Source organism: Leuconostoc gelidum subsp. gelidum KCTC 3527, assembly GCF_000166715.1.
Classification (GTDB): Bacteria; Bacillota; Bacilli; order Lactobacillales; family Lactobacillaceae; genus Leuconostoc; species Leuconostoc gelidum.
The window spans coordinates 24,228-37,819 of the sequence record NZ_AEMI01000015.1; the positions used below are offsets into that span (position 1 = coordinate 24,228).

General features: G+C 37.7%; 14 protein-coding genes. 2 read left to right on the forward strand and 12 right to left on the reverse strand.

The genetic code is table 11. The annotated features are described in order from the left end of the window. Positions 1-129: 129 nt before the first annotated feature. From EUI_RS0102890 to EUI_RS0102915, 6 genes are all read right to left on the reverse strand, one after another. A complete protein-coding gene (locus EUI_RS0102890; RefSeq protein WP_010015945.1) occupies positions 130-1,110 on the reverse strand; it encodes a ribose-phosphate diphosphokinase in 981 nt (326 codons plus the stop codon). A gap of 85 nt (positions 1,111-1,195) precedes the next feature. Further along, positions 1,196-1,693, reverse strand: coding sequence for a thiol peroxidase (gene tpx, locus EUI_RS0102895; RefSeq protein WP_010015947.1), 498 nt, complete (start codon positions 1,691-1,693; stop codon positions 1,196-1,198). A gap of 57 nt (positions 1,694-1,750) precedes the next feature. After that, on the reverse strand, positions 1,751-2,569 hold the full coding sequence (locus tag EUI_RS0102900) for a Cof-type HAD-IIB family hydrolase (protein WP_010015948.1): 819 nt from the start codon (positions 2,567-2,569) through the stop codon (positions 1,751-1,753). Positions 2,570-2,750: 181 nt separating this feature from the next. After that, complete coding sequence (locus EUI_RS0102905) at positions 2,751-3,293, reverse strand: NUDIX hydrolase (RefSeq protein ID WP_010015950.1); 543 nt, start codon at positions 3,291-3,293, stop codon at positions 2,751-2,753. A gap of 124 nt (positions 3,294-3,417) precedes the next feature. After that, the gene (locus EUI_RS0102910; protein WP_010015951.1) at positions 3,418-5,871 is read right to left on the reverse strand and encodes a phosphoketolase family protein; all 2,454 of its coding nucleotides are present in this window, start codon (positions 5,869-5,871) and stop codon (positions 3,418-3,420) included. Positions 5,872-6,200: 329 nt separating this feature from the next. Next, positions 6,201-6,929: a GntR family transcriptional regulator gene (locus EUI_RS0102915; RefSeq protein WP_010015953.1), complete on the reverse strand. Its 729-nt coding sequence runs from the start codon at positions 6,927-6,929 to the stop codon at positions 6,201-6,203. Positions 6,930-7,008: 79 nt separating this feature from the next. Between EUI_RS0102915 and EUI_RS0102920 the strand changes: the two genes are divergently transcribed. Both EUI_RS0102920 and EUI_RS0102925 read left to right on the forward strand, forming a co-directional pair. Then, the gene (locus EUI_RS0102920; RefSeq protein ID WP_010015954.1) at positions 7,009-7,509 is read left to right on the forward strand and encodes an aminoacyl-tRNA deacylase; all 501 of its coding nucleotides are present in this window, start codon (positions 7,009-7,011) and stop codon (positions 7,507-7,509) included. After that, positions 7,502-8,050, forward strand: a complete 549-nt coding sequence (locus tag EUI_RS0102925) for a metalloprotease family protein (protein ID WP_029508502.1) — start codon at positions 7,502-7,504, stop codon at positions 8,048-8,050. Before EUI_RS0102920 ends, EUI_RS0102925 begins: the two co-directional genes overlap by 8 nt. Before the next feature lie 52 nt (positions 8,051-8,102). On the opposite strand, the gene dnaB is transcribed toward EUI_RS0102925, so the two are convergent. From dnaB to rpsF, 6 genes are all read right to left on the reverse strand, one after another. Continuing rightward, on the reverse strand, positions 8,103-9,569 hold the full coding sequence (gene dnaB / locus EUI_RS0102930; RefSeq protein ID WP_010015957.1) for a replicative DNA helicase: 1,467 nt from the start codon (positions 9,567-9,569) through the stop codon (positions 8,103-8,105). 2 nt (positions 9,570-9,571) lie between these two features. Next, complete coding sequence (rplI, locus tag EUI_RS0102935; RefSeq protein WP_010015958.1) at positions 9,572-10,024, reverse strand: 50S ribosomal protein L9; 453 nt, start codon at positions 10,022-10,024, stop codon at positions 9,572-9,574. A 67-nt stretch (positions 10,025-10,091) separates the two neighbouring features. Then, positions 10,092-12,122, reverse strand: coding sequence for a DHH family phosphoesterase (locus EUI_RS0102940; protein ID WP_010015959.1), 2,031 nt, complete (start codon positions 12,120-12,122; stop codon positions 10,092-10,094). Positions 12,123-12,268: 146 nt separating this feature from the next. Next, entirely contained in the window at positions 12,269-12,553 is a 285-nt protein-coding gene (gene rpsR / locus EUI_RS0102945; RefSeq protein ID WP_010015960.1) for a 30S ribosomal protein S18, read from the reverse strand. 37 nt (positions 12,554-12,590) lie between these two features. Continuing rightward, complete coding sequence (ssb, locus tag EUI_RS0102950; RefSeq protein WP_010015961.1) at positions 12,591-13,133, reverse strand: single-stranded DNA-binding protein; 543 nt, start codon at positions 13,131-13,133, stop codon at positions 12,591-12,593. A 33-nt stretch (positions 13,134-13,166) separates the two neighbouring features. Continuing rightward, positions 13,167-13,463 carry a 30S ribosomal protein S6 gene (gene rpsF / locus EUI_RS0102955; protein WP_010015962.1) on the reverse strand — a complete coding sequence of 99 codons (297 nt, stop codon included), beginning with the start codon at positions 13,461-13,463 and terminating at the stop codon, positions 13,167-13,169. Positions 13,464-13,592 lie beyond the last annotated feature (129 nt).

Below are 13,592 nucleotides of genomic sequence, written 5' to 3' on the forward strand. Positions count from 1 at the left end.
CATATGTTTCTACTAGTTTGTCTATCTCTAAGTATATCATTTTTTTACCATTCTGTAATATTTAACACAAAAAAACTGAATTTAATCAGTTTTATATGAAACCCTATTAACTTACTAACACATTCATGATTAATGTAATCGACGATGAAAGCGATTTTTAAACAATGATGAAATTGCTTCATTATTATTCACGCGACGAATTGCTTCACCAATCAACTCACCAACTGATACAATTTCCAATTTATCAAATTTTTTCTCATCTGGTAAATCAATAGAATCAGTTAAAATAACTTTTGTAAAGACAGAATTTTGTAGGCGCTCAATAGCTGGTCCAGAAAAGACAGCATGCGAAGCAACGACATAAACCTCTTTAGCACCATGTGCCATAATTAGTTGTGCACCTTGCGTAATTGTACCGGCGGTATCAATCATGTCATCAATCATAATTGCTGTTTTACCCCGTACATCACCAACAATACTACCGATTTCAGCTACATTGGGCTTTGGACGACGCTTATCAATAACAGCAACCGGAGATTCCAATGCTAGCATATTATTCAGATTACGTGCGCGTGTCATACCACCATGATCAGGAGAAACAATTACGGCATTTTGTTTATCAGCAATACCTGACTCAATTAAGTAATCAGCTAACAACGGCGCTGCCTGCAAATGGTCCATTGGAATATCAAAGAATCCTTGTATTTGTGCGGCATGTAAATCTAAAGCCAAGACTCGCGTTGTACCTGCGCGTTCTAACATATTCGCTACGAGTTTTGCAGTAATCGGCTCGCGTGAACGCGCCTTACGATCTTGACGCGCATAACCGTAATATGGCAAAACAACATTAATTTGGTTAGCAGACGCACGACGTAAAGCATCAATCATAATTAACAGTTCCATCAGATTGTCATTAACTGGCGCAGAAGTAGATTGAATAACGAAAACATTATCCCCACGAATGCTTTCTTCAATGTTAATCTGTACTTCACCGTCTGCAAATCGCTTCACAGATATCTCACTCAACGGTACGCCAACTGATTCAGCAATTTTTTTTGCAAGTGGCTCATTTGAGCTTAAAGAAAAAAGTTTCAATTTAGGTTCTGGCATGTCTGGCTCCAAGCATTCTATGTTCATTCAAGTTCATTTTAAAAACATTCATATTTTTTTGAAATTTCAAATAACCATTAAACACTTAAGCTGAGAGTGTTTGCAACGCTTTTAATGCGTCATCATAATCTGGTTCCTCTGACACTTCTGGTACAATTTGTGCATAACGCACAACACCTTGAGCATCCACAATATAAACTGAACGTGTATCAACACCTTGAGAAGGGATGTAGAGCTTTGTGGCGTAACCAAATGACTCTTGTTCATCTGACAACATACGCAAATTGTGTACCCCTTCCGCGGCACACCAGTCTCGCTGATCTGAAACTGAATTTGTTGAAATTGTTAAAAATTGCACATCTTGGAATTGATCAACAGCTTGATTGAAGTGACGTGTTTGTAACGAACACGTGCCTGTATTTAAATCAGGTACAACAGATATTAAAGTTAACTTACCAACTAAATCAGCTGTCTTAACTTTATCACCATTTTCATCTTCTAACTTAAAATGTGGCAATGTGTCACCGACTCTTAGTGGTTCACCAACTAATTCTGTCACTTCTCCAGATAATAATACATTCATTTTGCGACCTCCGCATTTTTTAGTAACATCGTTATTTATAGTAAATAAACTATCTATTTACTTGCCTAAGACAAACTTTTCAATTGCTTGTGCGACACCTGATTCATTATTTGTTACTGTTTGCGCATTTGCAATATGTTTAACATCTGCAATGGCATTACCCATGGCTACACCAATACCAGCTTGCTCAATCATCGAATAATCATTAGCCTGATCACCAATGGCCATTGTCTCAGCTTGTTCAATCCCTAATTTCTCAGCCAACGCTAGTAACGCATGACCTTTAGATGCATGACGATCAATAAACTCTAAATTATTCGCAGTAGAACGAATAACGTTAACATTATCAGCTATCTCAGCAGGTACTATAGCTTGAATTGCATCTAGTTCATCACTTTCAGCGTTAGCAATAGCTTTAATGAATTCAACTTTCTCTAAAGCCGCCTCAGTGTCTAAAACAAATAGTGGCAAATTTACCAAACTATTTTCAAAGCTGGCCCAAGGATGAATTCTATGGTTCGTCGTATAAGCTGCATCTTGTGTTTCAACCTGCACATAAGTGTTTTGAACCATCATAAATGCATTAATTTTTTGAAATTCTTTTACTGATAAAGGCTGGCAAAACAAAGTTTTTTCACCACTTGCTGTTTGTACAAGCCCGCCATTATATGTAATGACGTACTGGTTATTACCTTCAATACCCAATTCTGATAAAATATCACGAACACCTGGTAAAGGTCGACCTGTTGTAATGACTATTTTAACATCATTTGCTAAAGCTTGTTGGATACTTGATTTTACTTCTGGTGTTATTTCTCGTTGATCATTGAGCAATGTGCCATCAATATCAATAGAAACAATCTTAATTTTCGACATAATTTAACATATCTTTTATAATGTCATTTGTGTTTATTTAAAAAAATAAACTTGATGGACAATTATATTTCCCTTCATTACAAAATTAATTACTTATGACACTAACTTATTGCAGAACATAATTATATTATAACAAAGAACGCGATTTCAAAACATAATATTTTGCACATGTTTTGAAATATCAAGTATAGTTATCACTACCGAACAATTTTGTTTTTGCTTGAATAAGGATACAATCATCATCAAGATCATTATTACGATTCATTTGAATGACTTCAGATAGTGTTGCCCATCTTATAGCTTCTACTTCAGATATTTGACGTGTCATATTACCTAAAAACTGATCAATACATACAGCATACCAATCTTCGATCCAGTCAACATACCGACATTTTTTTACAAATTGGAGTTGATCTCTCGTCACAGTTAGATTTAATTCTTCATGTAACTCACGAATGATTGCCAATTCACTTGTTTCACCCGTTAATGCCGAACCTCCCGTTGCTGTTGTCCACATACTGGGGTAAGTTATTTTTTGAAACGAACGCTGTTGCAGCAAAACATTTCCTTGTATATTAAAAATTATAGCATTGACTACTAAATGATAATCCCCAACGTTTAATTTGTCTCCTCGGTGATGTGTACGACCTGTTAATTTATTTTTTTCATCATAAACATCCCATAATTCTCCTATTTTATCAGCCCGCTTATCATTATTCAGCAAATTTTTTACGCCTCTCACAGCATTAAATTTAAGAACATAAAAAGCGGACTAAGCAAATGCTCAGTCCGCCTTATTTACTCATGAATGCATTCATACAATGATCAGTAAATAATTAGCATTTGAATTACTTCAAAGCTGACCAGTTCCAATCAGTAAATTCTGCAATATCGCGACCTTCGTTACGAGTAACTTCGAAGTGCTTTGCCAATGTTTCATCCATCTTAGCAATGAAAGTATCAGCAGCTGCTTGATCAATCGCACCATTAGCTGACAAAATTTCGGCAGCTTCCTTAGCTTGATGGAAACGATCCAACTGTGAATACACACGCATGTCATAAGTTGTCGTGATATCACCATCTTCACGATAACCATGAACATAGACATCACCCTTGAACTTACGTTCGAAGAAGAATGATTCTACCAAGTTTTCATAAGCGTGGAAACCAAAGATAACTGGCTTATCAGCTTGGAAGTACTTGTTGAACTCTTCAGCTGATAATTCACGCTCATCGTTCATGTTAGGTTCTGACTTCTTTTGCAAACGTAGTAATTCAACAACGTTGACATAGCGGAACTTAACTTCTGGGAAAGCTTGGTTAATCAACCACAAAGCAGCTAATGTTTCGATTGTTGGTTCTGTACCAGCAGATGCAAATGTAATATCAACATCACCAGAAGGTGCAGTAGAAGCCCAATCAATGATCTTCAAACCTTCGTTAGCCAATACATCGGCTTCATCAGCAGTAAACCATTGTTGACGTGGTTGCTTTGAAGCAATGATCAAGTTAACTTTATGGCGTTCTGAGAATGCACGATCTTGAACAGCCAACAATGAGTTACCATCGGCTGGCAAGTATTCACGAATGAAGTTAGACTTCTTTTCAGCCAAATGTGTTAACATACCTGGATCTTGGTGTGTATAACCATTGTGATCTTGTTGGAACGCAGTTGATGTTGCAATCAAGTTCAATGATGGATAATCATTACGCCATGCTTGTTCTGACGCGTGACGCAACCACTTGAAGTGTTGTGTGATCATAGTGTCCACAACACGCAAGAATGATTCGTATGAAGCAAAGATACCAACACGACCAGTTAGTGTATAACCTTCTAACCAACCTTCTGCTTGGTGTTCTGACAATTGCGAATCAATAATACGACCTTCAGGGCCAACATATTGATCGTTTGGTTCCTTAACTTCTTCCATCCATTGACGGTTAGTTGTGTTAAAGAGGCTCCACAAACGGTTTGACATTGTCTCATCAGGACCAAAGACACGGAATGAAGTTGGGTTCAACTTCATAACTTCTTCCAAATAATTTGAAAGTGTTGTCATATCCATATTTTGAGTAACTGTTGCAAACTCATGTCCACGATTTTCGTTAGTAATTTCGTTGGTGAATTGACGCCAGTCAGGCAAAGTCAAATCTTGTGCCTTAGCACCGCGTGCACGGCCACCGTTAGCAATAGGGTTAGCTGACATACGCTTGTCGCCCTTAGGTGCGATAGCCTTCAATTCATCTTTTAGTGAACCATCAGCATTGAATAATTCTTCAGGCTTATATGAATTCATCCAGTCTTCGAATTGCTTCAATGTTGACAAGTCATTTTGTTCCAAATTCAATGGCACTTGATGTGCACGGAATGAGTTCTCAATTGGGTTACCCTTTTGATCGTGCGTTGGTCCACCCCAACCCTTTGGCAGACGTGCAATAATTACAGGCCATGCTGGGATTGTACCATCTTCATATTTACCATTTTCACGCGCATCTTTTTGGATAGCTTGGATGTCTTCAATAGCTTGGTCAAAGACATTAGCAGCCAATTCGTGGTATGCTGCGTAATCATGGATATCATCATTTTCAATAAAGCGCGGTGAGTATCCTAAGCCTTCAAAGAACTTTGTAACTTCTTCATGACTCATACGTGAAAAAATAGTAGGGTTTGAAATTTTAAAGCCGTTCAAATCCAAAATTGGCAATACAGCACCATCATTCTTGGCTGACAAGAACTTTGTTGAGTGCCATGAAGTCATTGATGGGCCTGTTTCGGCTTCTCCATCACCAACAACAGCAAATGCGATTTGTTTTGGATTGTCCAAAACTGCACCGAATGCGTGTGATAATGAGTAACCTAATTCGCCACCTTCGTGCAATGAACCAGGTGTTTGAGCTGTCATGTGCGATCCGATTCCACCAGGGAATGAGAAACGTTTGAACAAGCGACTCATACCTTCTAAATCTTGTGTGATTTCAGGGTAATCTTCAGTATATTCACCGTCCAAATAGGCGTTAGTAACCATCACTTGACCACCGTGACCTGGACCACCAACATAGAACATGTTCAAATCATACTTGTTGATCAAACGATTTGCATGAGCATACAAGAATGTTTGTCCTGAAATTGTTCCCCAGTGACCAATTGGCTTAACTTTAACGTCTTCCGCTTCAATTGGTGTGTTAGTAACTGAGAACAAAGGGTTGCTCTTCAAGAAGATCATCCCTGCTGACAAATAGTTGGTAGCACGCCACCACTTATCAACGAGTCCTAAGTACTCTTTTGAATTAAAATCTACCATGAGATTTAATACTCCTTATTTTTTGAGAGAATCGTAAACCGCGAACTTTTCTCCGTCATTTACTCTTCAAGTATAACTGATTATCATTTTTTGTTCAAGTAAAAAGCTTGTATTGGTTGCGGCTTGTTTTATTTTTGGTTGGCTCTATAAAAATATTGGTACGATCCAATTATAATATGGCGTGATTCTTTATAATTATAATAGTGATTCAAAAAATATATAGGTCTGTTCTAGCGACTCCCAAAAGTTAGATCAAAAATCTAACGCACGAAAAAGACATGGCCTTAAACTGCTAACTTTTAGGGTCGCTAGATGCACCGTTGCTATTTTTATTCAGCATCAAGACTGACAAACGCATTATATCGTAAATATTTATAATGCAAACGCATAGTAGAAAATTCTAAGGGTGTGCCATCATCCATGAAGAAAATACCTTCCATAATTCCTACCGGTTCATTCGCTTTGAGTTCCAATAATTCTTGATCTTCCGGAGTTGATGGTTCAGCCATAATTGTCATAAATGATTTTGTCACCGTACGATGTTTAGTTTTTTCAATGTACTCATACACTGATCCTGAAACAATTTCTTTATTCAAACCTGGCACAACGGCGATTGGTACATAACCACGTTCAATCATAAATGGTTCACCTGCTAATCGACGTAATCGCTTGATTTCATAGACAAAATCGCCGTCATTTAAAAACAACGCTTGTTGTTGCTCCGGTGTCGCTGCTACAACTTGAAAGTCGAGCAACTCAATACTTGGTGCTTGTCCATCCACACGAAAGGAGTCCGTCACTCCGAGATTTGAACCTTCATGTTGAAAAATAGCATTATTTTTCAAATAAAGTGGATTGACAAATGTACCACTTCCACGTTTTTTAAAAATAACCCCTTGTTGTACCAAAACATTCAGCGCACGCTTAATTGATGAGCGCGATACACCGTATTGTTCAGCTAATGAACGTTCATCTGGTAATTTCAGATTTGGAAATTCACCTTGGTAAATTTTTTGTTTTAAATCCGCTTGCACGGTTACATAAATTGCTTCTGACATCATGTAAAATAGTATACCATATACTGGTCTGACCAGTAATTATATTGGTGGTGCCAATTTATGGTAAAATAACACTATTATGGCAAAGAAAAAAATAAAAAAAACACTTCCCGAACAAATAATGGATAAACATGGTGTGACTTATGAACCAGTAACACTCAATATTTTGGATAAATCTGAAAAAGAGCGCGACGTAATACTCAACACTTATAATGTCAAACACGATGATATTTACAAAACATTGGCCGCTTCAGGTGATAAAACCGGTCCGTTAATAGCAATTTTGCCAATTACAAAACATTTATCAATGAAAAAACTAGCCGCAGTGTCTGGTAATAAAAAAGTGACCATGTTATCACTTAAAGACCTACAAAAAACAACTGGTTACGTTCATGGTGCTAACAATCCAATAGGCATCTGGCAGAACAAGCACTTTCCGATCTATATTGACACCACGGCTAAGAACGCTGAGTACTTTTTAGTTAGTGGCGGTGAGCTTGACCGTTCAGATAAAATTAACCCAAATGACATTGCAGAATTGATCAACGCACCTTTTGTTGACTTATTAGAACATGATTAATATTTTAATTTCTCATATCATCTGGTGGTTTGTTGTCCCCGTTATGAGCGCCTACCTGATGAGCCTAGTATCCTCATTCTTTACACATTTAGCAATACGTCACACATCTTATAAACTGGTTGCAATAATTGGCTTTTGGGGCGTCGTTATTCATGAATTAAGTCATTTACTCGTTGCCCTGATTTTCCACCATAAGATTACTCACTTTAAATTATGGCAAATAAGTGATGATGGTGTCTTGGGTTATGTTAACCACACCTATAATACTCAAAGCTTTTATCAACGTTTAGGTAACGTTTTTATCGGTTTAGCACCTATGCTTGTTTTGACCATTATTTCTTTCATTCTCACTCAATTGACTTATGACTCATTTTGGTCCATTTTTGGTATCATGTTTTTTCTACCCAGTTTTATTTTAGGATTCAATCTTTCTAAAGCTGATTGGCTCAATTTTTGGTACGGTGTGCCTTTCTATCTCATCAGCATTATTATAATTTCAGCAATCGAATTTGCAATCAAAAATATGCCTATTCTTTTTTAATATACTATTGCGTACGATACAAAAAAAGTGAGAAAATATCTCACTTTTTTTATTACCAACCAGCACTGCCATTAGATCCAGCATTAGGATCGTCTCGAAATAATGGTGCCATTGGACTAAATTTAAATGTTGGTTTATTAAACATTAACGTTGCTGTACCACGTGCTCCTGCGCGGTTTTTTTCTAAAATGATTTCAATGGGTACAGCTTCTTCTTCATCTCGCGGATCATTGCTACCTTCATCTTCACCGCCATCATTACGATAATAATCATCTCGATATAAGAAGGCAACGATATCAGCATCTTGTTCAATCGAACCAGACTCACGTAAATCAGATAACACTGGTCGTTTATCGGTTCGCTGTTCAACGCCACGACTCAACTGTGCTAACGCCAAAATAGGTGTATGCAATTCTTTTGCAAGCTTTTTAATCGATCGTGAGACTTCTGATACAGCCTGTTGTCGACTTTCTTTGTTATTAGATTCAATTAAACCAAGATAATCAATAATAACCATGCCTATTGGATGTGGATTATTAATGCGTTGATCTGATGTCATATCATTAACAATATCTTTTTCCAATTTACGTAATTTGGCACTGATTTGATTAATTTTAATACCTGGTGTATCGTCAAGATAAATTTGCATATTAGCTAAAGATTGCATTGCCAACGTCAATGATTGCCAATCTTCTTGTGTCATTTTACCTGTTGTCAAATGGTTAGAATCAATGGCGCCTTCCGCAGCTACTAAACGCGTCACCAGATCTACAGCCCCCATTTCTAAGCTAAACACGACTACCGGTACTTGTTCAGATTTAGCAACATTCTTTGCAATATTCAAAACAAATGCTGTTTTACCAACAGCAGGCCGAGCGCCAAGCACCACCATCTGATCTTCTCTAAAGCCATGTGTTAGTTTATCAAGTTCTGGATAACCCGTTGCTAATCCAACCACATCGTTATCATTTTCAACGGCATTATCCAAATTAGCTTGAAATTCTTGCAACACATCTTTGATTTTTTGAAAATCGTCATCCCCACGATTTTCAGCTAGACCGTCTAAATTACGATTAAGTGCATCTAAAATATCTTCACTTGGTTCTGACGCATCGTATGCTAACGACATACTTCTTGTTAATGTATCAATCATACGACGCAAGATTGCTTTTTCACGCACAATATTAGCATAATGCTTGAGGTTAGCAGAAGAGGCAGATGATTCAGATATTTCCGCTAAATACGCCATACCACCGACATTATCAAGTTGTTGCATGCTATTTAACTTGTCTTGCAGTGTCAACATATCAATTGGCCGTTGTTCATCAATTAATTGTTGCATGGCCTTAAAAATGGTTTGATTTGCTTGTCTATAAAAATCATCAGATTCTATAATAGCATTCGCTTCAACCATAGCATTGTCTGATTTAACATCGAAGAAAATAGCACCGAGCACCGCACGTTCCGCATCAACATCTTGTGGTACTTGCCTATATTCGTATGAGCCCGGATTGTCCATATTTAACCCTCACTGACGTGAACACGTAAGTTTGCTGTCACTTCACGGTGCAATTTTAGCGGTACATCTGTATATCCTAGCGAGTGAATAGGTTGGTTTAATACTAGTTTTCGCTTGTCTACTTTGAGCTGTTTTTGATCTGCCAAGGCTGTCACAATTTGTTTTGTTGATACTGCACCAAATAAGCGACCATCAGTTCCTGACTTACCTTTTAATTCAACAACAAATTTTTCATCTTCAATTTTTGCTTTTAGTGTTTGTGCCTCAGCTAGTGATTCTGCTGCAGCTTTATCTTCGGCTTTTTGACGTCCTTTCACAGCGCCTAAATTTTTTCCCGTAGCTGGTTCCGCTTTTTTGTTTTTAATCAAAAAATTATTCGCGTAACCATCAGGTACTTCTTTAATTTCGCCTTTCTTACCACGGCCCTTAACATCTTCTAAAAATACAACTTTCATATACTTATCCTCCAAATTTATTTGACTCAACACTAATACATCTGCAAACTCAACTTATTAAAATAAGCTATTGTTCCTCAGCATTTTCTGTTAAAATATGCTGCAACTGTTCTGTTACTTCTTCTGTGGTCATATCTGAAATTTGTGTCGCGGCGTTAGACAAGTGTCCACCACCACCCATAGATTCCATGACACGTTGCACATTGTGTTGACCAGTTGAACGTGCCGAAATGCCTACTCGGCCATCTACACGTTTTGTAATAACATATGACGCTTCAACACCACTTATTTGCAAAAGTTCATCAGCAGCTTGCGCTGTAATCAGACCAGAATAAGTCACATTATTTTCGCCTGTCACAATGGCACTACCGGTATGGATCACTGCTAAATTAATTAAGTGGGTTCTTGCCTTAAAGTCTGTAAACTTTTCTTTCATAAAGGACTGAATCAAATTACTATCTGCACCATTCGCACGTAAGTAGCTCGCAGCATCAAATGTTCTTGTCCCTGTTCGTAAGGTAAAGTTTTTTGTGTCAATTTGAATGCCACCAAGCATCGCAGTAGCCTCCAATTTAGTTATAGGTGCATGACTTTGATCTTGATATTGTAGCATTTCAACAACTAACTCAGATGTTGACGAAGCATACGGTTCAACATAACTTAACAAAGGTTTTTCAGCCAATCCCTTTTCGGCTAAGCGGTGATGGTCAATGGCAACAACACGATTTGCCATTTTTTCCAACAAATGTGGTGCACTTGTAATCGCTGCACTTGCGTGATCAACCAAAATCAGTAACGTATTGTCCCTTACCAACTTTAAGGCACGCGACTCGTCAACAATTGAATCATTAATGTTTGATCCTGGTGCTACAATATCTGGCGGATTTTTACGAATTTCTGCCAAAAGTGATGTAATATCACTATAAACTGTTTTTTCATCAATAATTAAAAATGCGGCTTTATTTTTGGTTTGTGCCATACGCCAAATACCAAGACCGGCACCAATAGCATCCAAATCTGGTGTTGCATGTCCAACAATCATAACATTATCAGATTGTTCCATTAGCTCAGCAACAGTTTGGGAAATCATTCTTGCCCGCACTCGTGTGCGTTTTTCCATTGGGTTCGTTGCGCCACCGTAAAAACGTGCAGCTGTCTGATTTGAATTGACAACCACTTGATCGCCACCACGTCCTAAAGCCAGATCCAAATTAGTTTGCGCCATTTTAGCTAGACTAATGATATCTTGCTCCCCATAAGCAATTCCCATGGACAATGTTACTGGGGAATTCTGTTGCGCTGTTGCTTCACGAATAGCCTTCAAAATTGAAAACTTATCTTTTTCAGCGGCCGACAATGCTGTTTGATAACCAAACATCACATAGTGGAGTGTATTCAAACGTCGCAAATAAATATGATGTTTTGCTGCCCAATCACCCAAAGCACCAGTTACGTAAGTACGTAATGTCGACGTTTCTGATTCACCCATACCTTCAGTAACTTCTTCGTAATTATCCACTGAAATTAAACCACTAAACAATTGATGATCTTCATATTCAGTTGCAATAGCAGCATATTCACTAATGTCCATCATGTAAATGACACGTAAATTCTGCTGCACATAAAGTGAAAATTGTTTATCTTGCCATGTAATTGTATTCGTTTCTTTCGCATCCGAATAGTTTTTAACATCAGTAGCTAAACTCTGGTCCAAGTCAGCAAGAGTCATACCTAAAACATCACGCTTATCCAGATATGCTTGCATATAAGGATTAATCCAATCAATTTTTTCAGTATCATTTAGTAAAATAATACCTATAGGCATACGAATCAATGCTTCTTGCTCACTACGAGAAATACGATAACCCAAGCCAGAAAGATATTCCTGTGCGTTTTCATTAACTTCCTTTAACGCTTGTGTCGAATAAACCAAACCAATAACAACAATAATAACCCAAATTAAACCAAATACCCAATTATTCATCAATGCAAAAATACCACTCATGACACTCACGAAAAGTAACAATAATGTCACTGTGCCTAATTTTGAATTTTGAAAAAAAATAGGTAGTGTTTTAAAATTAAATAGTTTTTTCACAAGTAACCTCAGTGTCTTTAATATATCATTAACATTTTAGTGTTGCCACATAGCAATGTATCATACGTTCTATTTTACCACAATTGAAGTTTTTCTAAATAAACAAAAAACCCAGGTAGCTACCTGAGTTTTTGAAGACAATAATATTAATCTTCCGTAACGAATGGCAACAAAGCCATAATACGAGCACGCTTGATAGCGATCGTAACTTTACGTTGGTTTTTTGCTGAAGTGCCTGTTACACGACGTGGCAAAATCTTACCACGTTCTGAAATAAAGCGTTCCAACAATTCTGTGTTTTTGTAGTCAATGTACTCAATATGGTTAGCTGCAATGAAGTCAACCTTACGACGACGACGTGGACCGCCTTGTGGGCGACGTGAGCGTTGTGGACGTTCTGAGTTTTGTGGACGAGAGTTTTGTTCTGGCATGATTAAAAGCTCCTTTCATATCGTTTTATTTATATTTTTAAAATGGTAAATCATCATCTGATATATCAATTTCTGTTTTGCCACTAGCCGCAAATGGGTTAGCTGCTTCATTCGGTGCAGTTGATTGCGTGTTTGAATTTTGGTTCGCACTAGCAAATGGATCAACACCACTAAATGAGTTATCACTTGGTGCACTGAAGCCACCACCATTATTAGATGGTTCCGACGTACCATTTTGGGCACGTCGCTTATCACTTTCAGCACGTGATTCAAGTAATGAGAAATTATCAACAACAACTTCAGTAACGTAAACACGTTGTCCTTGATTGTTTTCATAATTTCTTGTTTGCAAACGACCTTCAACGGCAATTAAAGCACCTTTTCCAGTAAAGTTTGCAAAATTTTCAGCTGCTTTACGCCAAATAACGGCATTAATAAAGTCAGCTTCACGTTCACCAGCTTGATTAGTAAACTGACGGTTAACCGCCAAACTAAACGTACCGACAGCCGTACCCGATTGGGTATAGCGCAATTCCACGTCACGGGTCAATCGCCCAATCAATACTACTCGATTAATCATAATAAAAGCTCCTTCACCAGTGGAATTTCAGAATTATTCTGCGTCGCGCTTAATGATCATGTGACGTAAGATATCTTGCGAAATCTTAGCCAAACGATCAAATTCGTTGATAGCAGCATCGTCTTCTGCAGTGAAATTGATAATGTGGTAAACGCCTTCGCGGTATCCAGCAATTTCATATGCAAATCGACGAGTTGCCCAGTCAGCTGACTTTGTAATTGTTGCACCGTTATCAGTCAAAATGCCGTCAAAACGCTCAACAAGCGCTTTCTTTGCATCTGATTCTAAGTCAGGACGAACGATATAAGTCATTTCGTATGATGTAGCCATGTTTTATTTCCTCCTTTTGGTCTCCGGCAGCCTTGGCTGCAAGGAGTGGATATACTTTTGTATACTCACAATTATTAATGATACTACAAAACGACCTAACATTTCAAGTGTTTCGCAGAATTTTCCACC

Coding starts and splice junctions, on each gene's coding strand:
- EUI_RS0102910 (WP_010015951.1), bottom strand. CDS start 5,871: ATGGTAGATTTTAATTCAAAAGAGTACTTAGGACTCGTTGATAAGTGG.
- ssb (WP_010015961.1), bottom strand. CDS start 13,133: ATGATTAATCGAGTAGTATTGATTGGGCGATTGACCCGTGACGTGGAA.
- tpx (WP_010015947.1), bottom strand. CDS start 1,693: ATGAATGTATTATTATCTGGAGAAGTGACAGAATTAGTTGGTGAACCA.
- EUI_RS0102915 (WP_010015953.1), bottom strand. CDS start 6,929: ATGTCAGAAGCAATTTATGTAACCGTGCAAGCGGATTTAAAACAAAAA.
- rplI (WP_010015958.1), bottom strand. CDS start 10,024: ATGAAAGTTGTATTTTTAGAAGATGTTAAGGGCCGTGGTAAGAAAGGC.
- EUI_RS0102925 (WP_029508502.1), top strand. CDS start 7,502: ATGATTAATATTTTAATTTCTCATATCATCTGGTGGTTTGTTGTCCCC.
- dnaB (WP_010015957.1), bottom strand. CDS start 9,569: ATGGACAATCCGGGCTCATACGAATATAGGCAAGTACCACAAGATGTT.
- EUI_RS0102900 (WP_010015948.1), bottom strand. CDS start 2,569: ATGTCGAAAATTAAGATTGTTTCTATTGATATTGATGGCACATTGCTC.
- rpsR (WP_010015960.1), bottom strand. CDS start 12,553: ATGCCAGAACAAAACTCTCGTCCACAAAACTCAGAACGTCCACAACGC.
- EUI_RS0102920 (WP_010015954.1), top strand. CDS start 7,009: ATGGCAAAGAAAAAAATAAAAAAAACACTTCCCGAACAAATAATGGAT.
- rpsF (WP_010015962.1), bottom strand. CDS start 13,463: ATGGCTACATCATACGAAATGACTTATATCGTTCGTCCTGACTTAGAA.
- EUI_RS0102890 (WP_010015945.1), bottom strand. CDS start 1,110: ATGCCAGAACCTAAATTGAAACTTTTTTCTTTAAGCTCAAATGAGCCA.